Source organism: Macrococcus equipercicus, from assembly GCF_004359525.2.
GTDB lineage: Bacteria > Bacillota > Bacilli > Staphylococcales > Staphylococcaceae > Macrococcus > Macrococcus equipercicus.
Genome location: NZ_SCWC02000004.1, coordinates 17,882 through 37,832, shown reverse-complemented (window position 1 = coordinate 37,832; position 19,951 = coordinate 17,882). Strand labels below are relative to the sequence as shown.

The following is a 19,951-nucleotide window of genomic DNA, read 5'->3' as shown; positions in this document are numbered from 1 at the left end:
ATGAGAATAGTATTTGTCTGTACCGGTAATACATGCCGCAGCCCGCTCGCTGAAAGCATCGCCCGGTCACTGTCTGAGCAGCATGATTTCGCCTCGCGCGGTCTGGCCGCCTATAACGGTGCACCTGTCTCCTTTTATTCGGCCGCACTGATCCGTGAGCATGCGCTGCCGGAGCCGTCAGCGGCCGAACAGTTTCAGCCGGAAGATGCGCACGCGGACTTAATACTGACGATGTCCAGCAGTCATCAACAGCACATCAAGGCGCTCTATCCTGAAGCCAATGTCTATATGCTGAGTGAGTTTGCAGCGGGTGAAACAGCGGGCATCGCTGACCCGTACGGCGGGGACAGAAGCGCTTATCAGCACGCTTATAACCAGATCGCCGAGTACGTCAGACAGTTGTTAGAAAAATTGGACAATACCCAATAAATGCTCGAGGAAAAAAACTAAATAAGATATAATGAAGTGTAATTGCTAAAAGGAGGTCATTCATATGAAAGTTGCCATCGCAAGCGATCACGGCGGCTATGCCTACAAGGAAGCTATTAAGAAACGTCTTGACGAGCTGCAGGTGAGTTATGAGGATTTTGGCACGCATTCGCCGGATTCTGTTGATTATCCGGATTATGCACGTCCTGTCGGTGAAGCAGTGACTAGCGGCCGGGCAGACCGGGGGATTTTAGTGTGTGGAACCGGCATCGGCATGAGCATCGCAGCAAACAAAGTGAAAGGGATCCGCTGTGCGCTTGTGCACGATGTCTTCACCGCGAAACTGACACGTCAGCATAATGACTCGAATGTCATCGCTATGGGTCAGCGGGTCATCGGTGAAGGACTGGCACTGATGATCATCGAGACATGGCTGAACGAATCATTTGAAGGCGGGCGTCACCAGAAACGTCTCGACAAACTGAGCCGGCTGGAAGAAGACTATGGCAGACATTAATCAGCTGCTGACAGAGCTGAAGGCCATCCAGTTCTTTAAGCCGGGTGAGTTATGTGTCATCGGCTGTTCAACGTCTGAAGTCATCGGCGAGAAGATCGGCACGCACAGCTCTGATGAGGTGGCCGCAGAACTATTGGCGGCATTCCAAAGCGTGGCAGCAGAAACAGGGGTCACTTTCTGCTTTCAAGGGTGTGAGCATATCAACCGTGCGCTGACGATGGAGCGGGCGACGGCAGTGCGCTGCGGGCTGCCCCCTGTATCCGTCGTTCCGGTCAGAACTGCTGGCGGCAGTATGAGCGCTGCCGCCTACCGGGGGATGACAGACCCGGTCGTTGTGGAGCATGTCCAGGCGGACTGCGGCATCGACATCGGCCAGACATTGATCGGCATGCATATCAAGCATGTGCAGATTCCGGTCCGCGTGCCGACGAAGATGGTCGGCAGTGCCGTCGTGACGATTGCCGCGCACCGGCCGAAGCTGATCGGTGGACCACGCGCGACATACAATTAGCACTTCAAACTACAGAAAAGAGGGAAATATATTGTCTACTTTAAAAGCACAGGATCAACAGTTATGGGAAGCAATGCAGCAGGAGCAGGCACGACAGAATAACAACATTGAACTGATCGCATCTGAGAACTTTGTGTCTGAGGCCGTCATGGAAGCACAAGGCTCGGTTTTGACGAACAAGTATGCAGAAGGTTATCCAGGCAGACGTTACTACGGCGGCTGTGAATTTGTCGACGTCGTAGAAAACCTGGCGCGCGACAGGGCAAAGGCGTTATTCGGAGCGGAACATGCGAACGTTCAGCCGCACTCCGGCTCACAGGCGAACATGGCAGTTTATCGTGTCGCATTAGAAGCAGGCGATACAGTGCTCGGCATGGACTTGAACCACGGCGGACATTTGACGCACGGGTCTAAAGTCAACTTCAGCGGCATTGACTACAAGTTTGCAGCGTACGAAGTGGACAAAGAGACAGAAGCGATCGATTATGCTGAAGTCAGACGTCTGGCTAAAGAACATCAACCGAAACTGATCATCGCCGGTGCATCAGCGTATGCCCGTCAGATCGACTTCGCTGAATTCCGCTCTATCGCGGATGAAGTCGGCGCAAAGCTCATGGTCGACATGGCGCATATCGCAGGACTTGTCGCTGCGGGACTTCATCCAAACCCAGTGCCGCATGCGGACTTCGTGACGACAACAACGCATAAAACATTGCGCGGACCACGCGGCGGCATGATTCTGTGTAAGGAAGAGTATGCTAAAGCGATCGACAAAGCGATTTTCCCGGGTATTCAAGGCGGTCCGTTAATGCATATCATCGCAGCGAAAGCAGTCGCGTTCGGTGAAGCGCAGCAGCCTGAATTCAGCACCTATCAGCAGCAGGTCATCAACAACGCCAAAGCACTGAGCGAAGCGCTGAAAGCACGCGGCTTCCGCATCGTTTCTGACTATACAGAGAACCATGTGTTCTTAATTGATGTGACGACGGTCGGCCTGACAGGTAAAGCTGCAGAACATGCGCTGGATGCTGTCGGTATTACGACGAACAAAAATACGATTCCGTTTGACAAAGAAAGCCCGTTTGTGACAAGCGGTGTCCGCATCGGTACACCAGCTGTGACAACGCGTGGTTTCAAGGAAGACGACATGACAGAAATCGCAGCGATCATTGCTGACGTGCTGCATGACCATGAGAATAATGACGTGCTGGAGGCGGCGCAGCAGAGAGTCACAGCGCTGACTGACAAATTCCCGCTGTACAGCAAGTAAGCAGGACTAAAAGATAAAAGGATTGAGGTGCACTATGGGTAAAGTACATGTCTTTGACCACCCACTGATTCAACATAAATTAAGCTATATTCGTGACGTGAATACAGGCACGAAGGAGTTCCGTGAGCTGGTCGATGAAGTCGGCATGCTGATGGCGTACGAAGTATCGCGTGACCTTGAGCTGCAGGATGTGACGATTGATACGCCGGTGACGACGATGACCGCTAAACGGCTGTCCGGTAAGAAAATGGCAGTCGTACCGATTCTGCGTGCCGGTCTCGGCATGACAGACAGTGTATTAAAGCTGATTCCGGCGGCACGTGTCGGCCATATTGGTCTGTACCGTGACCCTGAAACATTCCAGCCGGTTGAATATTTCGCGAAGCTGCCGCAGGATATTGAAGAGCGTGACTTCATCGTTGTTGACCCGATGCTTGCGACAGGCGGCTCTGCGATTGAAGCCATCAGCTCGCTGAAAAAACGCGGAGCGACTAAAATCCGTTTCATGTGCCTGATCGCCGCACCAGAAGGCGTCAAGCTGCTCGAAGAAGCACATCCTGATGTCGATATTTATATCGCAGCGCTCGATGAGAAGTTAAATGATCACGGTTATATCGTTCCCGGCCTCGGCGATGCAGGGGACAGACTGTTCGGCACTAAATAATAAGTAGGAGTTATTGACGATGAAAAAAATTATGACGATTTTTGGTACGAGACCGGAAGCCATTAAAATGGCGCCGCTTGTACTGCAGTTAAAGAAAGATCCTGAACTTGAACCGATCGTAGTCGTGACAGCGCAGCACCGTGAAATGCTGGATCAAGTGCTTGATATCTTCAATATCACGCCGGACTATGACCTTGACATCATGAAGGCAGGACAGACACTGACTGAAGTGACAGCACGTGTCCTCAGTGGCCTGGAATCAGTCATTAGAGAAGCGCAGCCGGACATGATCTTAGTGCACGGCGATACGACGACGACGTTTGCAGGCAGCCTTGCAGCCCTGTATAACGAAGTAGCGATCGGTCACGTGGAAGCAGGTCTTAGAACTTGGCAGAAATATTCACCGTTCCCTGAAGAGATGAACCGTCAGATGACAGGTGTGCTTGCGGATCTGCACTTTGCACCGACTGAAGAAGCGGCAGAGAATCTGCTGCGCGAAAACAAACCGGCAGACCGCGTCGTCATCACCGGCAACACGGCAATTGATGCCTTGAAGACAACGGTCCATGATAATTACGAGAGCGATATTATCGACACAGGTGATGAGAAGATCATCTTGCTGACTGCGCACCGCAGAGAAAATATCGGCCAGCCGATGCATAACATCTTCAAAGCAGTCCGACGTATTGTAGATGAGCATGATGATGTGAAAGTCGTCTATCCGATGCACAAAAACCCGAAAGTCCGCGAGATTGCAGGATTATATCTTGCCGACCATGACCGCATCGCACTGATTGAACCGCTGGACGTCATCGATTTCCATAACTTCGCGAGCCGCAGTCACTTCATATTGACGGATTCCGGCGGCGTGCAGGAAGAAGCGCCGTCACTTGGTAAACCGGTCATCGTGCTCCGCGATACTACTGAACGTCCTGAAGGTGTCAAAGCAGGGACATTGAAGCTTGCTGGTGTTGAAGAAGAAGACATTTACCGTCTGACAAAAGAGCTGCTGACAGATGAGAAAGTGTTCAATGCGATGAGCCAGGCAAGCAATCCTTACGGTGACGGCAGAACGTCAGAACGTATTTGTGAACATATTAAATATTATTTCGGCTTGACAGATGTTAAACCACAACCATTCAAGGTCGAAGGAAAATAAAATTATTCAATTTAACGCTTAATAATGATAAAGGCATATATGTGTCGGAAATGTGAACTATTTGTGAAGAATTATTTACACGAGTTTTTCGGAGAGCATTGACACATATTTTGCCCTATATTATCATAAACTTTGGAATGAAACGGTTTTCATCTCCGTGAAATCGTATTCTAAGGAGACATAATTATATGTCTGAATTCAAGATTTTCTTTAAGTTTTATCTGCAGTATTTTCTCTATTTAATCCTCGCTGTTCTTGTCATTTTTTTATTTACAGGAAGCAGCTTTGCATTAGGATTAATCATCGGTACGGTAGCGTCTGCTATCAGTGCTTTTGTGTGGCAGCACTACCTTAATCGTGCGATTAACAGTGATTCGCTTCACATCTCAAGTGGCTCAGGTCTACGCTTGTTAATAGCAGTGACGGCCTGTCTCTTCTGGGTGAGATTTCCTGATGCTGTCAGCATTTACGGAATCGCACTTGGCCTCGCTTTAACGTATGTGATGATCCTCATACATACATTCATCAGTTTGAAACAATAATACATAATAGGAAGAGGTGAAGAAATGGAACACGGATCACCGCTTTATACTTGGCACGTCATGGGTCATAACATCATCTTCAATCTAAGTTCTATCTTAATGGTTATTCTTACCGCGCTGATTGTCTTATTGATTGCAGTACTATGTACACGACGCCTGAGTGTCAGACCGGCAGGTGCCCAGAACTTTATTGAATGGGTCTTCGACTTTACCCGCGGGATTATCAACAGCAACATGGACTGGGGCAGAGGTGCGCGTTTTCACTTTTTAGCAGTCACATTGCTTCTGTTCATCTTTGTCGCGAATATGCTCGGCTTACCGTTTGCGGTCGTTACTGGTCATACACTGTGGTGGAAATCACCGACAGCGGATGCAACAGTGACGCTGACATTATCGACGTTAATCGTTGTACTGACTCATTACTATGGTATTAAGATGCGCGGTGCAGGAAACTACTTCAAGAGTTTCGCACAGCCGGTCTGGTTCATGGTACCGTTCAAGATTATTGAAGAGTTCTCATCAACATTGACACTCGGTCTTCGACTTTACGGTAACATTTTCGCAGGTGAAGTATTACTTGGCTTACTATCTGCTATTGCAGCAGGAGGCGTGCTGGGCTTCTTCGGCGCCCTTATCCCGCTCATTATCTGGCAGGCATTCTCAATTTTTGTCGGCGCAATTCAGGCCTACATTTTCGTCATGTTATCAATGGTATATATGTCACACAAAGTGTCGGAAGACCATTAATATAAAAAATACAAAACAATTATATTTCTTAGGAGGAAATTATTAATGAATTTATTAGCAGCAGCAATCGCAATTGGTTTAGCAGCACTTGGCGCAGGTATCGGTAACGGAATGATCGTATCACGTACAGTTGAAGGTGTTGCTCGTCAACCTGAAGCACGTGGTCCATTAATGACAATCATGTTCATCGGTGTTGGTTTAGTTGAGGCCCTGCCAATCATTGCGGTAGTAGTAGCGTTCATGGTAATGAACCGTTAATTTGATATCAACTCGTTAAGGGCGAAGTCTAACAAGATTTCGCCATTCATTTATGAACATAACTGCGGTGAAAGGAGCGTTAAGACGTGAATTACTTTATTTTAGGTCATACTGCTAATACAGCAGCGACAGGCGTTCAATGGGGAACGATTCTTGTCACTTTACTTACATTTTTAATCTTACTGGCACTGCTTCGTAAGTTTGCGTGGGGTCCACTGAAAACTATCATGGATGAGCGTGAACACACCATCAATTCAGACATCGACAGTGCAGCGGCGCAGAACGCAGACGCTAAGCGCTATGCAGAAGAAAATAAAGCATTATTACAGCGTACACAGACAGAAGTACAGACGATACTTGAAAATGCAAAAACTCAGGCAAAACGTGAACACGAGGAAATTCTTCATGCGGCAAACTCAAGAGCAAACAAACTGGTTGAGGATGCGCAAGTCGAAATCGAGAACGAAAAACAGCGTGCAATTGCTGACATCAATGACCGTGTAGCGGAACTTTCTGTATTGATTGCTTCTAAAGTCATCAATAAGGAAATCAATGAAGCTGACCAGCAGAATCTTGTTCGCCAGTTCATTCAAGAGGCAGGCGATAAATAATGGCACAAGTTGCTAAAAAATACGCTGAAAGCTTATTCGAAGTCAGCCGTGACAGCGGCGTTCAGGAAAGTGTCCATGCTGACCTGAAAGAAATCAACTTAGCGGTCAGCAGCCAGCCGGCTTTCCAGCTGTTTGCAGAAGATCCTAAAGTCTCAAAAGAAGCGCGTATCCGCTTCGTCAAAGAAACATTCGGTGGTGCAGACCAGCCGCTGTTGAACTTACTGCAAATACTCGCAGAACGTAAACAGCTGAGCTTGCTGCCGGCGATTGCTGACAGTTTTGAGTCTTATTATAACGAATACAATGAACAACAATATATGAAGGTTGAATCTGTTTATGCGTTGACCCGTGAAGAACTGGACGCTATCGGCCAATCATTCATCCAGCGTACCGGCTACAAAAAGCTGCTGCTTGATAATGTCATCAATCCACAGCTGATTGGTGGTATCCGGGCAACAATCGGTACGACCGTATACGACGATTCAATCCAGAACAATCTTAAACAATTAGAGAAATCATTTCACCAACAATAATACGAAGGAGTGACATCAATGGCCATCAAAGCTGAAGAAATCAGTGCGTTACTGAAATCCCAGATCGCGAACTACGAGTCCGGCATCACTGTAACCGATGTAGGTACTGTAATCCAGGTCGGTGACGGTATCGCGTTAGTTCATGGTCTGAACAATGTTATGGCAGGGGAACTTGTTGAATTCCATAACGGTGTATTAGGTCTTGCACAAAACTTAGAAGAAAACAACGTAGGTGTCGTTATTTTAGGCCCTTACACTGAAATCAAAGAAGGCGACGAAGTTAAACGTACAGGACGTATTATGGAAGTTCCTGTCGGTGAACAATTAATCGGCCGTGTCGTTAACCCGCTTGGCCAACCGATTGACGGTAAAGGTCCATTGAATACGACTAAAACACGTCCAATCGAATCACCGGCTACCGGCGTTATGGACCGTAAGTCAGTAGACGAGCCATTACAGACAGGAATTAAAGCCATCGATGCCTTAGTGCCGATCGGTCGCGGCCAGCGTGAATTAATCATCGGTGACCGTCAGACGGGTAAGACAACAGTCGCTATCGATACAATCCTTAATCAGAAGGATGAAGATATGATCTGTGTGTATGTTGCCATCGGTCAGAAAGAATCTACAGTCCGTACTGCAGTAGAAACTTTACGTCAGCACGGTGCGTTAGACTATACAATCGTTGTCTCAGCTTCTGCATCACAGCCTGCACCATTACTATACCTTGCTCCTTATGCAGGTGTCGCGATGGCTGAAGAATTCATGTTCAACGGTAAACACGTCTTAATCGTCTATGATGACTTAACGAAGCAGGCAGCTGCTTACCGTGAGCTGTCATTATTATTACGTCGTCCGCCAGGTCGTGAAGCATATCCAGGGGATGTCTTCTATCTGCACAGCCGTCTGTTAGAGCGTGCTGCGAAGTTAAATGATACGTTAGGCGGCGGTTCAATCACTGCTCTGCCATTCGTTGAGACACAGGCAGGAGATATCTCAGCTTACGTTCCAACAAACGTTATCTCAATTACAGATGGTCAGATCTTCTTACAATCTGATTTATTCTTCTCAGGTGTACGTCCGGCGATCAACGCAGGTCTCTCTGTATCACGTGTCGGTGGTTCAGCGCAGATCAAAGCGATGAAAAAAGTAGCAGGGACACTACGTCTTGACTTAGCGTCTTACCGTGAGCTTGAGTCATTCGCGCAGTTCGGTTCAGACTTAGACCCGGCAACGAAAGCGAAACTCGAACGTGGTAAACGTACAGTTGAAGTACTGAAGCAGGATCAGAACAAACCATTAACAGTGGATAAACAGGTTGTTATCCTTTATGCACTGACTAAAGGCCACCTTGATGATATTCCGGTTGAAGATATCACTCGATTTGAAGATGAATTCCTTGGCTGGGTCGGCAACAATGCGCCGCATCTGTTCGAAGAAATCCGCGAGACTAAAGGTCTGCCGGCAGATGAAAAATTCATCGAAGCGATCAACGGCTTCAAGAAAGTCTTCAAAAAATCTGTATAATACAAGCGATATATCATGTAAATAAGGTGGTGACACAATGAGTTCACTGAGAGAGATTAAAAACCGTATTACATCGACTAAAAAGACGAGTCAGATCACAAAAGCGATGCACATGGTATCCAACTCCAAACTCCGCCGCGCAGAAGAAAACGCGAAAAGCTTCTATCCTTACATGGATAAAATGCAGGACACGATTGCAAGTATCGGCAGCGGCAACGACAGTTCTCATCCGATGCTGACGAAGCGTCCGGTGAATAAGACAGGATATTTAGTCGTGACAAGTGATAAAGGTCTTGCAGGTCCATATAATGCGAACGTGCTTAAAAGTGTAACGCAGCAGATCAAAGAACGTCACAATGATAATAAAGAAGCTTACGCTATTTTAGTCATTGGCCGTGTCGGCCGTGATTTCCTTAAGTCACGTGGCTACAATGTTGTCGATGAAGTCACTGGCCTGCCTGAGCAGCCATCGTTCAAAAACGTCAAGGAAATAGCGCATAACGCTGTGCACCGTTTTGAGACAGGTGAATTTGATGAGCTGTATGTTCATTTCAGTCATTTTCTCAGCGTGCTTGAGCAGGAAGTGCAGGAACGCCGCGTGCTCCCGGTCAGCCAGGACAATTTAGCCGGCGGAGCTGCTGCAAACTATGAGTTTGAGCCGGATAAAGAGGCGATTCTTGAAGTCATCCTGCCGCAGTATGCAGAGAGCTTGATTTACGGGGCCCTGCTTGATGCGAAGGCAAGTGAACATGCTTCCCGTATGACAGCGATGAAGAACGCGACAGACAATGCAAAAGAATTAATCGACGACTTATCTTTACAATATAACCGTGCACGTCAGGCGGCAATCACTCAGCAGATCACTGAGATTGTCGGCGGGGCAGCCGCACTGGAATAATCTTTAGGAGGAAATCATAATGGCAGTAGGTCACGTAATTCAAGTGATGGGTCCAGTCATTGACGTTAAGTTCGAAAATGGCCAGTTACCAGCGTTAAACAACGCGTTAACTTTAGAAATTCAACGTGAAGACGGCGCTACTAAACTTGCTTTAGAAGTTGCCCTTCATTTAGGTGACGATGCAGTACGTACAATCGCGATGAGCTCCACTGATGGCGTTCAACGCGGCGCAATCGTTACTGATACAGGAGCACCGATTTCAGTACCAGTTGGTGATGTGACTTTAGGTCGTGTCTTCAACGTACTTGGAGAGAAGATTGACCTGGAAGATGAACTTGGCCCGGAAGTGCGCCGCGACCCGATTCACCGCGAAGCACCGAAGTTCGAAGAGTTATCAACTAAAGTTGAGATTTTAGAGACAGGTATTAAAGTAGTAGACTTATTAGCACCGTACATTAAAGGTGGTAAAATCGGTCTGTTCGGTGGAGCGGGTGTAGGTAAAACCGTTCTTATCCAGGAACTGATCAACAACATCGCACAGGAACACGGCGGTATTTCAGTGTTCGCAGGCGTCGGTGAACGTACACGTGAAGGTAACGATTTATTCCACGAGATGAGTGACTCAGGCGTTATCAAGAAAACTGCCATGGTCTTCGGTCAGATGAACGAGCCGCCTGGTGCGCGTATGCGTGTGGCATTGTCAGGCCTGACAATGGCGGAATACTTCCGTGATGAACAAGGGCAGGACGTTCTGTTATTCATCGACAATATCTTCCGTTTCACGCAGGCCGGTTCTGAAGTATCAGCACTGCTCGGCCGTATGCCGTCAGCCGTTGGTTACCAGCCGACACTTGCAACTGAGATGGGTCAGCTGCAGGAACGTATCACATCTACTAACGTAGGTTCAGTTACTTCTATCCAGGCTGTATTCGTACCAGCCGATGACTACACTGACCCGGCGCCGGCGACAGCATTCGCCCACTTAGATGCAACGACTAACTTAGAGCGTAAACTGACTGAGATGGGTATTTATCCGGCAGTAGATCCGCTCGCTTCGACATCACGTGCGTTAACGCCGGCAGTTGTCGGTGAAGAGCACTATCAAGTCGCGCGTGCTGTACAGCAGACGTTACAGAAGTACCGCGAATTACAGGATATCATCGCTATCCTTGGTATGGATGAGTTATCTGATGAAGATAAAAAGACAGTTAACCGCGCACGTCGTATTCAGTTCTTCTTATCACAGAACTTCCACGTCGCTGAACAGTTCACAGGCCAGAAAGGTTCTTATGTACCGGTCCAACAAACAGTACAGGACTTCAAAGCCATCCTTGAAGGTAAATATGACCATATCCCTGAAGATGCGTTCCGTCTAGTCGGCGGCATCGAAGCAGTCCTTGAACAGGCTAAAGGTATGGGCGTACAAGTTTAAACTACTTAGGAGGAACGAAATATGAACACACTTGCGTTAAATATAGTCACTCCTAATGGCTCAGTTTATTCTACTGATCAGGCTGAACTGATTGTACTACAAACTGAAACAGGTGAAATGGGTGTCATGGCCGGACATATTCCAACTGTTGCACCCTTGAAGATCGGCGAAGTGCGGACGACAATCGCAGGCAAACAGCTTCATGTAGCGGTATCTGAAGGATTCGCAGAAATCAGACCGACAGGCGTCTCTGTTCTTGTGCAGTCTGCCGAGCAGGCTGACGCGATTGACATTGAACGTGCGAAAGCTTCGTTAAGCCGTGCGGAGGAACGTCTTGCGTCAGATAAGCAGGAGAACATTGATTACCACCGTGCTGAAAAAGCATTGCACCGTGCAATGAATCGACTGGATGTCGCAAAATTCCGCTAAGTCATAGATAGGACATATTATGTCCTATCTTTTTTATTTGGAGAAGGAGGGGGAGTCATGCAGGATGTCGGAATATACGCACTCATCCATATTATCGTGCACGTCATCTGCGTATGCGTCAGCTTCTGGGCGCTGCAGTCACTGCGGACGGACCAGTGGTTTAAAGCGAACCATACGAGTCAGATTCAAGTGCTGCTGATTTTAATGAGCTTTGCGCTCGGCAGTCTAGTCAGCAATTTCATCATGGATATCATCTATTTTTCACAGCAGCTGACGTGGATGTAAAAATATTTTCAATAATTATGAGGTTTTTTTACTGACGGCATCGCTGCTTCTGTTATAGTATATATAATGTATATATAGGTTTTGGAGGATACTTTGGATGGATACAATTTTAGTAAGAGGTGGCAGAAGACTCACAGGTACTGTTAAAGTTGATGGTGCTAAAAATGCGGTGCTCCCTATTTTAACAGCATCAATACTCGGTTCTACCGGTGTCAGTACATTTCACAATGTCCCAGCGTTATCAGATGTAGCAACAATCAGCCATGTACTTGCAGGATTAAACATCGATGTCACAGCACAAAGTAACAATACATATGTCGTGGATGCAGCAGGTGAGCTCAATCATATAGCAGCCTATGAATATGTCAGCAAAATGCGTGCGAGTATTTTAGTGATGGGGCCGCTGCTTGCGCGTCTCGGCAAGGCAAAAGTCGCTATGCCGGGCGGCTGTGCAATCGGTTCACGTCCGATTGAACAGCACTTAAAAGGATTGACCGCACTTGGTGCGAATATCGTTCAGGATAACGGCTACTTAGTAGGAACAGTGGACGGCCGGCTGAAAGGTGCGAATATTTATCTTGATTTTCCGAGCGTCGGCGCCACCCAGAACATTTTAATGGCAGCAGTGCTTGCTGACGGCACAACCGTCATGGATAATGTGGCGAAAGAACCTGAAATTGTCGCACTTGCGGATTACTTGAATGCGATGGGCGCAGATGTCACTGGAGCGGGGACAGACCGCATTACAGTGAACGGCGTAGCAGCGCTTCACGGGGCAGAGCATACCATTATTGCTGACCGGATAGAAGCGGGGACTTTCATTATCGCAGCAGCGATCACACGCGGTGATGTGTTTGTTGAAGGTGCCCGTGCTGACCATATGTCTTCTCTTTTGTCGAAGCTTGAAGAGATGGGTGTGCAGCTGACTGTTCAGGATAACGGCATTCGTGTCTCTGCACCGGAAGCATTGACAGGCGTAGAAGTGAAGACAATGCCTCATCCAGGCTTCCCGACAGACATGCAGGCGCAGATGATGGCGCTTATGCTGACGGCGGACACAGCAAGTCACATGACAGAGACAGTGTTCGAGAACAGATTCATGCATGTGGATGAGTTCATCAAGATGAACGGCAGCATTAAAGTGAATAACCGCACTGCCCTTGTGCAGAAGCAGAATCTTCACGGTGCTGCAGTTAAATCTACAGATCTGCGTGCATCTGCATCACTTGTCCTGGCAGGACTTGCTGCAGAAGGCTATACACGCGTCACAGAATTATCACACCTGGACCGTGGTTATGTGAATTTCCATGGCAAGCTGAAAGCATTAGGTGCTGATATTGAACGGACAGGAGATCGCAAAGAACGAGCAGAAGTGAGGTAGTTGCTATGCAGACTAATAGAATGGAATTCATCCATCGTAAACTCCCGTTAATGACAGTACTATTGATTGTCATTATTTTATCGCTGCTTTTATTTTTAGTCGGTCTGATGGTCGGCTATGGTATTTTACATTCACCGATTGAAGTATTAAATCCGGGGACATGGACCCATATTTTGAAATTGACAGGAGCTGCTTAAATGGAAACGATTATGACATTTGATGAAATCAAGAAAGTGATACCGCACCGCTATCCTTTCCTGCTGATTGATCGCATCGTCGAACTGGAAGATGGCAAACGCTGCGTCGGCCTGAAGCAGGTCAGCGGCAACGAACCGTTTTTCCAAGGTCATTTTCCGGACTATGCAGTGATGCCCGGCGTATTGATTGTCGAAGCATTAGCGCAGGTCGGCGCAGTTGCCATGCTGCGTATGGAAGAGAATCAAGGGAAGCTTGCATTATTTGCAGGCATTGATAAATGCCGCTTCAAAAAGCAGGTCACACCAGGTGATACATTATTACTTGAAGTGGAGATCGTGAAAATTAAAGGGCCGATCGGCAAAGGAACAGCAAAAGCTACAGTGAACGGCGAAGTCGCGTGCAGCTGTGAAATCACTTTTGCGATTTCTGACAATCAATAAAAGGAATGGATTAAATCCATTCCTTTTTTTTGTGGCGTTCGACTATTCTTTTTCTTTTAGCTTTGGTTTGGAGACCATCATCCGGTTGAAGACCGTGATCAGTTCGCTGCCGCTTAAGCCGTCTTCGACCAGCTGTTCGAGCAGCTGTTCTGCATAGGCCTGCCGGGGCGTGTAAATATGACATTCAAAGATAACGGATATTTTATCCTGCAGCTGTTTAATGTTCTGAATCGTCGCTTCAAACAAGGCGGGGTCATTGGATGTTCTTGTAATGACCACGCGTGTATCGAGCAAGGTGGCGGATTTCTGATAGTCCTCCATCTTCTCCAGATGAATATCATCGATTAATATTTCGAGCAGCCAGCCGGTGCCGCTGTTTTCCTTGTTAATAATAATACCATCATATAATATATATTCATTAGTCGCTTCGTCCTCGACTATTTGGAAACGCACTGCTTTAAATGTCTTCATTTCCATCCCTCCACGTTCATTATAGAATACCCCTGTTATTAGTCAAAACTATCATAACATGCGTTTTTTCTGAAATTACAGTGTTTGGCTGCAGATTATGAAGAAATGTTGTAATTTCATCAGAATCTGCATGTTTTTTCAGTCATTTCATCAATTTCTGCAATTGTTCAAAATAAAATCTTCCTATTATATTTGTTGTAGAAGGGAGGTGACTTATGATAAACAAAGTCGTTCTTGTAGGTCGGCTGGCCAATGTGCCGAAGTCCAATCAATCCGGCTCAAAAACCGGCACTGTATGTGTGACATTTCCGCTGGCAATTGAACGCGGCTATAAACCAAAAGACGAAAATGCACAGACCGTCGATTTTCTGCATTGCAAGGCATTCAATAAAACAGCTTCAAATATTATGCAGTACTGCAAAAAAGGTTCGACGGTCTGTATTACAGGGCAGATCCACAGCAACAAATATCAGAAGGCCGGAGAAGAGAAACCGCAGTACTTCACAGAAATAGTCGTCGAGAATATTAAATTCCTGCCGAACTTCGGTGTCATTAAAACCGGCGATATACTCCCGCAGACACCTGATGAAATATGGGATGAACTGTCAGACGCTGAAAAGACTCATGCCATTATGATAGCCAAAGAATCAATCGTCAAGCAGTTCATCAGTGAACAGTCAGAGCCGCTTAACACTGAACCTGTAAAAGCTGAGACACATGCTGTGATCAGTGAAGAGGAGAGCAGGAAGTTCATGGAGCAGCTGGATGCTATCGGCGACGAAGCTCATTCAGAGCAGCAACAAGAATCATCTTCTCAAGAACCTGTTACTGCTTAACCGCACTTTCATTACTCACACCCACAACTACCTCTTCAGTCGTGCTGTCTGGAGGGGTATTTATATTGATATCATTCTGTAATATTTACGTAATTTAAAACTATAACTTATCATATGGCTGTAACCATAGCATTTCTATTACGTGATAAAGTATTAGTCATATAATACTAAAGGCGGAGGAGCATGATGAGAAAGATAGCAGTCGTTGCTGCGGCCGTTGTAATCTCCAGCATCATTACAATGACTCAGGCAGAAGCTGAAATGAACAACCATGAACACAGCCAGTCATTATGGGTGATCGCTGACAAATATGATACAACGATAACAAACATGAAAAAAGCCTACCGAGAGAAATCGGCTGTCATCCATTGCGATGAATCAGTGGACGGCTTATTGATGAAAACAGAAGCGTTCCAGCAGAGCGCCAAATAAAAGCTGACGATTGTATGAGCTGCCATCGATTGTCCATTCTATTGCTAAATAACCAGGAGATGACAACAAGTACTAATCTTTAGATTGGTACTTTTTTCCTGTAACATTACAGAAAGATAACATTGAATTTGATAATTTTATGTAAAAATAGTGTTAAATTCATGACTCTAAAGCGTTTTAAAACTATTTTAAATGAAAAAAGTAAAATATTTCTATTTGTAATGCTGCTGTAATAAAGACCCGTATCTTTTATTTGTCTGTAACCTATGAAATATTATTATCTGTTATATTATTAGCAGAGTATTAAATGCCTAGGAGGAAAAACAAATTATGAAAAAATTATTAGCCGTTACAACAGCAGTAGCTGTTTCAGGATCTTTCGCTGCAACTGCAGATGCAGCTGAACACACAGTTCAATCTGGTGATACGTTATGGAGTATCTCTAAAAACTACGGTACATCAGTAGACGCTATTAAAGCTGAAAATGGATTAAGATCAAATCTTATCTTACCTAACCAAGTGTTAAAAGTTAATGAAGAATCAAATCATACAGCTACAACGACATATAAAATTGTTTACGGCGATACACTAGGAAAAATCGCTGCTAAATTCAACGTGACTGTTGCTCAATTAAAAGCATGGAACAATTTATCATCTGATTTAATCATCGCTGGTAAATCATTAAACGTTGCAGGTTCAGCTCAAGCAGCACCAGCAGTCGTTCAAGCAGCTCCAACAGCTCCTAAAAGAGTATACACAGCACCTCAAGTAGAATATAAAGCACCAGTACAGCAGGCACCAGTACAGCAGGCACCAGTACAGCAGGCACCAGTACAGCAGGCACCAGTACAACAGGCGCCAGTACAGCAGGCACCTGTTCAACAAACTACACAAACAACTCAATCAACACAAACAACTCAATCAACACAAACAACTACTGCAACAACACAAACAGCAGCTTCAGGCAGCGGCTTAAACTGGGCAGCAATGGCAGCTTGTGAATCAGGCGGCAACCCAGCAACAAATACTGGTAACGGTTTCTACGGTTTATATCAGTTTGACGTACAAACTTGGCGTTCAGTAGGCGGCTCAGGTCTTCCGTCACAAGCATCAGCAGCTGAGCAGACTAAACGTGCACAAATTCTTTACAGCCAACGTGGTTCTCAGCCATGGCCGGTATGCGGTGCCCGCTTATAGGCATCACTCAAAGTCATCCTTCACGGATGGCTTTTTTTATTTGCTTTTTATGCTTTTGTCCGCTATCCTTGAACTAATCAAATAACCTATTGACTGCTGGGGGTGCCGTAACGGCTGAGATGACTTCGTCAAACCCTTTTACCTGATCTAGATAATACTAGCGTAGGAAAGCGTCCTTCTTATGAGGCCTTTTTCTGCGGAAAATAGGTTTTTTTAATTTTAAGGAGGATATTTAATGTTTACAGATGAACTGAAGAAGCAGGCAGACCCGATTATTGAAGCGATTTATAACGACGATTTTATTCAAGGGATCATTAGAGGCGATATTAATAAAGATGCTATCCGTCATTATTTGAAGGCGGATCACTTGTATTTAAACGAATTCGCTAAAATTTACAGCCTGCTGATTGCTAAGCTTAACGACCGTGAAGGCATCAACTTCCTGCTTGGCCAGATTGACTTTGTGCTGAATGGTGAAATTGCGGCTCATCAGACAATGGCTGATTATGTCGGAGAAGATTACGACGTTATTATTAAAGACGGTGAGTGGTATCCGTCAAGCGACCACTATATTAAACATATGTATTACAATGCCTTCCGCTATGATGATGCGAGCTTCACGATATGCGCCATGGCGCCATGTCCATATGTCTACCAGCAGCTGGCGCTGAAAATAGCAGCGCGTCATGAGTTAACAGGTAATCCGCTGAAGCCGTGGGTTGATTTCTATACGGTCAACATGGATGAACTCATGAATCATCTGGACCGCTGGGTCAATAATTTCGCTGAACAGGCGACTGAATATGAACGCGATATATTACGCCGTAATTTTCTGGAAAGCTGTGTGCATGAGCGACGCTTCTTCAATATGGCGGCAAGGCAGGAGGAGTGGATATTCCATGCTGAAAACAGCACTATCAATAGCGGGAACTGATCCGACGGGCGGCGCCGGAACGACCGTCGACCTTAAAGTATTTCAGTCGCGCGGCGTATACGGTATGAGCGTCGTGACAAGTATCGTCGCGCAGAACACAACAGGTGTGCAGCAAGTATTCGATCAGCCGCTTGAAGTCGTTGAAGCGCAGCTGAACAGTGTCTACAGCGATATCGTGCCGGATGCGGTGAAGACCGGCATGCTGGTATCAAGCGATGTCATGGATGTCGTCAGACCGTACATTTTGAAACATCGTATCCCTTACGTCATCGATCCGGTGATGGTCGCTAAAAGCGGTGACGACCTGCTCGATGAAGCGGGTAAAACGGCCGTGCGCTATAAGCTGCTGGACCTTGCGACGGTCGCGACACCAAACTTACCGGAACTTGAACGTATTCTTCAGATGACCATCGAAACGAAAGAAGATATCGATAAGGCCGGCAAAATGTTCGTCAATGAAATCGGTGCGCAGTCGGTCGTCATTAAAGGCGGTCATATGGAAGGTGACGCCACAGATTACTTATTTACGAAAGCGGGCTGCATCGAACTGACAGCACAGCGGACGCCGACGCATCATACGCACGGCACCGGCTGTACATTCGGCGCTGTCATCACAGCAGAACTTGCTAAAGGGCGCACGATTGAAGACAGCGTCCGGACAGCGAAAGCTTATATTACAAGCGCAATAATAAATACGCCGAAACTTGGCCGTGGTAATGGACCGGTCAATCATTTCAGCTATCCACTGGAGGATGTATGATGAGAATCAATGAAGTAAGAGAACATGCACCACTTGTCCTATGCATCACAAATGATGTCGTCAAGAACTTCACGGCGAACGGACTGCTGGCACTCGGCGCAAGCCCGATCATGGCGATTGATGAAGCGGAACTTGAAGAGCTGATCGAACACTGTGGTGCAGTGCTGATTAATATCGGGACATTGTCGACTGCAGTGATGCCGTCCATTGAAACAGCAATACAGGCAGCGAACAAGCATCATGTACCGGTCGTGCTGGATCCAGTGGCATGCGGCGCGACAAACTTCCGGAAGGAATTCTGTCTGAAGCTGCTGCGCCAATATCATATCAGTGTCATACGCGGCAATGCATCTGAACTGCAAAGTCTGTCCGCGGAAGTGGCGATGAAAGGAACGGACAGTGATACGTCGCTTAATACAGCAGTTGTTGCCAGAGCAGCGGGCGAGTATTTTAATACGGCGGTCGTTGTGACAGGAGCGATTGATGCTGTCTATGTCGACGGGACAGTGATGAAGCTCGCTAACGGCACGCCGATGCTGACGAAAGTGACAGGCGGCGGCTGCTTATTAGGAGCAATCGTCAGTGCTTTTATATATAATGAAGTCAAACCGACATTGTCTATGCTGACAGAAGCAGTAAGCTTTTATAATATCGCCGCTGAACGCGCGGCGCAGCGTGATAATGGGACTCTGCCCGGGCATTTTCAAATTAACCTGCTGGATATGCTGCAGGAGACAGGAGAAAGTGAGATAGCAGAGAATATGCGAGCGGAAGAAGTGGATTAAATGTTTGAGCGACGGATGCTGCAGCTTTATTTTATTTGCGGAACGACGGATGTTCCGGGCGGCAATATTGAACAGGTACTCAAAGAAGCACTTACAGCAGGTATCACAATGTTTCAGTTCAGAGAAAAAGGCGATGGTGCATTGACCGGCGACGCTAAATTAGCGATGGCACTGAAGCTGAAAGAACTATGTCTGCATCATCAAGTACCTTTTATTGTGAATGACGACTGGGAACTCGCGGTCCGGATTGCTGCGGACGGCGTCCATCTCGGTCAGGACGACCAGGACATCAAGGAAATCATCAATTATTTTCCGGATAAGATTATCGGTCTGTCTGTGAGCGATTTCCAGGAATATGACCGGTCTGACCTTACGCACGTTGATTATATCGGTGTCGGTCCAGTGTACGAGACGAGCTCAAAGAGTGATGCAAAGAAACCCGGCGGTATCGAACTGATCCGCAAAATGAGGCTGTACGATGAAGATATCCCGATTGTAGCGATCGGCGGCGTTACGAATAAGAACTGTGAACCGATTTTAAAAGCAGGGGCAGACGGTGTCTCTACAATTTCATCAATTGCTCGCAGCAGCAATATTGAACAAGATGTGAAAGCTTATCTTCATTATTATCAGAAAAACTGATAATCATTAAAGGAATAGTTTAATACACGTTAAAAATATGGTAAAATAACCTCTATGTGAAAG

At 46.5% G+C, this 19,951-nt stretch carries 27 protein-coding genes and 1 riboswitch; of the genes, 26 read left to right on the top strand and 1 reads right to left on the bottom strand.

Features of this window, described 5'->3' with window-relative positions; all coding sequences use genetic code 11:
- The 19 genes from ERX35_RS06715 to fabZ all read left to right on the top strand — a co-directional run bounded on the left by ERX35_RS06715 (window position 1) and on the right by fabZ (window position 13,831).
- Window positions 1–429 carry a low molecular weight protein arginine phosphatase gene (locus ERX35_RS06715; protein WP_149459154.1) on the top strand — a complete coding sequence of 143 codons (429 nt, stop codon included), beginning with the start codon at window positions 1–3 and terminating at the stop codon, window positions 427–429.
- A 64-nt stretch (window positions 430–493) separates the two neighbouring features.
- Complete coding sequence (gene rpiB, locus ERX35_RS06710) at window positions 494–946, top strand: ribose 5-phosphate isomerase B (protein ID WP_149459153.1); 453 nt, start codon at window positions 494–496, stop codon at window positions 944–946.
- A complete protein-coding gene (locus tag ERX35_RS06705) occupies window positions 933–1,457 on the top strand; it encodes a TIGR01440 family protein (protein ID WP_149459152.1) in 525 nt (174 codons plus the stop codon). The genes rpiB and ERX35_RS06705 overlap by 14 nt, the downstream gene beginning before the upstream one ends.
- 31 nt (window positions 1,458–1,488) lie before the next feature.
- Window positions 1,489–2,727: a serine hydroxymethyltransferase gene (glyA, locus tag ERX35_RS06700; protein ID WP_149459151.1), complete on the top strand. Its 1,239-nt coding sequence runs from the start codon at window positions 1,489–1,491 to the stop codon at window positions 2,725–2,727.
- 34 nt (window positions 2,728–2,761) lie between these two features.
- Window positions 2,762–3,391, top strand: a complete 630-nt coding sequence (upp, locus tag ERX35_RS06695; RefSeq protein WP_149459150.1) for a uracil phosphoribosyltransferase — start codon at window positions 2,762–2,764, stop codon at window positions 3,389–3,391.
- 19 nt (window positions 3,392–3,410) lie between these two features.
- The gene (gene wecB / locus ERX35_RS06690; protein WP_149459149.1) at window positions 3,411–4,550 is read left to right on the top strand and encodes a non-hydrolyzing UDP-N-acetylglucosamine 2-epimerase; all 1,140 of its coding nucleotides are present in this window, start codon (window positions 3,411–3,413) and stop codon (window positions 4,548–4,550) included.
- Window positions 4,551–4,738: 188 nt separating this feature from the next.
- On the top strand, window positions 4,739–5,092 hold the full coding sequence (locus ERX35_RS06685; protein ID WP_149459148.1) for an ATP synthase subunit I: 354 nt from the start codon (window positions 4,739–4,741) through the stop codon (window positions 5,090–5,092).
- Between the two features lie 24 nt (window positions 5,093–5,116).
- Window positions 5,117–5,839 carry a F0F1 ATP synthase subunit A gene (atpB, locus tag ERX35_RS06680; RefSeq protein WP_149459147.1) on the top strand — a complete coding sequence of 241 codons (723 nt, stop codon included), beginning with the start codon at window positions 5,117–5,119 and terminating at the stop codon, window positions 5,837–5,839.
- Window positions 5,840–5,884: 45 nt separating this feature from the next.
- Entirely contained in the window at window positions 5,885–6,097 is a 213-nt protein-coding gene (atpE, locus tag ERX35_RS06675; protein WP_149459146.1) for a F0F1 ATP synthase subunit C, read from the top strand.
- An 86-nt stretch (window positions 6,098–6,183) separates the two neighbouring features.
- Complete coding sequence (locus tag ERX35_RS06670; RefSeq protein ID WP_149459145.1) at window positions 6,184–6,708, top strand: F0F1 ATP synthase subunit B; 525 nt, start codon at window positions 6,184–6,186, stop codon at window positions 6,706–6,708.
- Window positions 6,708–7,241, top strand: coding sequence for a F0F1 ATP synthase subunit delta (locus ERX35_RS06665; RefSeq protein WP_149459144.1), 534 nt, complete (start codon window positions 6,708–6,710; stop codon window positions 7,239–7,241). The genes ERX35_RS06670 and ERX35_RS06665 overlap by 1 nt, the downstream gene beginning before the upstream one ends.
- An 18-nt stretch (window positions 7,242–7,259) precedes the next feature.
- Complete coding sequence (gene atpA / locus ERX35_RS06660; protein WP_149459143.1) at window positions 7,260–8,768, top strand: F0F1 ATP synthase subunit alpha; 1,509 nt, start codon at window positions 7,260–7,262, stop codon at window positions 8,766–8,768.
- A gap of 37 nt (window positions 8,769–8,805) precedes the next feature.
- A complete protein-coding gene (gene atpG, locus ERX35_RS06655; RefSeq protein WP_149459142.1) occupies window positions 8,806–9,666 on the top strand; it encodes an ATP synthase F1 subunit gamma in 861 nt (286 codons plus the stop codon).
- A 19-nt stretch (window positions 9,667–9,685) separates the two neighbouring features.
- A complete protein-coding gene (gene atpD, locus ERX35_RS06650; RefSeq protein WP_149459141.1) occupies window positions 9,686–11,098 on the top strand; it encodes a F0F1 ATP synthase subunit beta in 1,413 nt (470 codons plus the stop codon).
- Between the two features lie 21 nt (window positions 11,099–11,119).
- On the top strand, window positions 11,120–11,527 hold the full coding sequence (locus ERX35_RS06645) for a F0F1 ATP synthase subunit epsilon (RefSeq protein ID WP_149459140.1): 408 nt from the start codon (window positions 11,120–11,122) through the stop codon (window positions 11,525–11,527).
- Window positions 11,528–11,584: 57 nt separating this feature from the next.
- Window positions 11,585–11,812: a DUF1146 family protein gene (locus ERX35_RS06640; RefSeq protein WP_149459139.1), complete on the top strand. Its 228-nt coding sequence runs from the start codon at window positions 11,585–11,587 to the stop codon at window positions 11,810–11,812.
- A gap of 97 nt (window positions 11,813–11,909) precedes the next feature.
- The gene (gene murA / locus ERX35_RS06635; RefSeq protein ID WP_149459138.1) at window positions 11,910–13,193 is read left to right on the top strand and encodes a UDP-N-acetylglucosamine 1-carboxyvinyltransferase; all 1,284 of its coding nucleotides are present in this window, start codon (window positions 11,910–11,912) and stop codon (window positions 13,191–13,193) included.
- Window positions 13,194–13,198: 5 nt separating this feature from the next.
- Window positions 13,199–13,390 carry a DNA-directed RNA polymerase subunit beta gene (locus tag ERX35_RS06630; RefSeq protein ID WP_211359996.1) on the top strand — a complete coding sequence of 64 codons (192 nt, stop codon included), beginning with the start codon at window positions 13,199–13,201 and terminating at the stop codon, window positions 13,388–13,390.
- Window positions 13,391–13,831 (top strand): 3-hydroxyacyl-ACP dehydratase FabZ, encoded by a 441-nt coding sequence (fabZ, locus tag ERX35_RS06625; protein WP_149459137.1) that lies wholly within the window; start codon window positions 13,391–13,393, stop codon window positions 13,829–13,831. It abuts the gene before it with no gap.
- Window positions 13,832–13,873: 42 nt separating this feature from the next.
- Here the strand turns inward: fabZ and ERX35_RS06620 are convergent, their stop codons facing one another.
- The gene (locus tag ERX35_RS06620) at window positions 13,874–14,302 is read right to left on the bottom strand and encodes a YwpF-like family protein (RefSeq protein ID WP_149459136.1); all 429 of its coding nucleotides are present in this window, start codon (window positions 14,300–14,302) and stop codon (window positions 13,874–13,876) included.
- 215 nt (window positions 14,303–14,517) lie between these two features.
- Here ERX35_RS06620 and ERX35_RS06615 point away from each other — a divergent pair, with 215 nt between their 5' ends.
- The 7 genes from ERX35_RS06615 to thiE all read left to right on the top strand — a co-directional run bounded on the left by ERX35_RS06615 (window position 14,518) and on the right by thiE (window position 19,888).
- Window positions 14,518–15,138 carry a single-stranded DNA-binding protein gene (locus ERX35_RS06615; RefSeq protein WP_149459135.1) on the top strand — a complete coding sequence of 207 codons (621 nt, stop codon included), beginning with the start codon at window positions 14,518–14,520 and terminating at the stop codon, window positions 15,136–15,138.
- A gap of 186 nt (window positions 15,139–15,324) precedes the next feature.
- Window positions 15,325–15,570 carry a hypothetical protein gene (locus ERX35_RS06610; RefSeq protein ID WP_149459134.1) on the top strand — a complete coding sequence of 82 codons (246 nt, stop codon included), beginning with the start codon at window positions 15,325–15,327 and terminating at the stop codon, window positions 15,568–15,570.
- A 330-nt stretch (window positions 15,571–15,900) separates the two neighbouring features.
- The gene (locus tag ERX35_RS06605; protein WP_149459133.1) at window positions 15,901–16,767 is read left to right on the top strand and encodes a transglycosylase family protein; all 867 of its coding nucleotides are present in this window, start codon (window positions 15,901–15,903) and stop codon (window positions 16,765–16,767) included.
- An 88-nt stretch (window positions 16,768–16,855) separates the two neighbouring features.
- Window positions 16,856–16,953, top strand: a riboswitch (TPP riboswitch).
- 49 nt (window positions 16,954–17,002) lie between these two features.
- Window positions 17,003–17,701, top strand: coding sequence for a thiaminase II (gene tenA / locus ERX35_RS06600; RefSeq protein ID WP_149459132.1), 699 nt, complete (start codon window positions 17,003–17,005; stop codon window positions 17,699–17,701).
- The gene (thiD, locus tag ERX35_RS06595) at window positions 17,667–18,461 is read left to right on the top strand and encodes a bifunctional hydroxymethylpyrimidine kinase/phosphomethylpyrimidine kinase (RefSeq protein WP_149459131.1); all 795 of its coding nucleotides are present in this window, start codon (window positions 17,667–17,669) and stop codon (window positions 18,459–18,461) included. Before tenA ends, thiD begins: the two co-directional genes overlap by 35 nt.
- Complete coding sequence (gene thiM, locus ERX35_RS11545) at window positions 18,461–19,246, top strand: hydroxyethylthiazole kinase (protein WP_246143135.1); 786 nt, start codon at window positions 18,461–18,463, stop codon at window positions 19,244–19,246. The genes thiD and thiM overlap by 1 nt, the downstream gene beginning before the upstream one ends.
- Window positions 19,247–19,888, top strand: a complete 642-nt coding sequence (gene thiE, locus ERX35_RS11540; RefSeq protein ID WP_149459129.1) for a thiamine phosphate synthase — start codon at window positions 19,247–19,249, stop codon at window positions 19,886–19,888.
- Window positions 19,889–19,951: the final 63 nt, after the last annotated feature.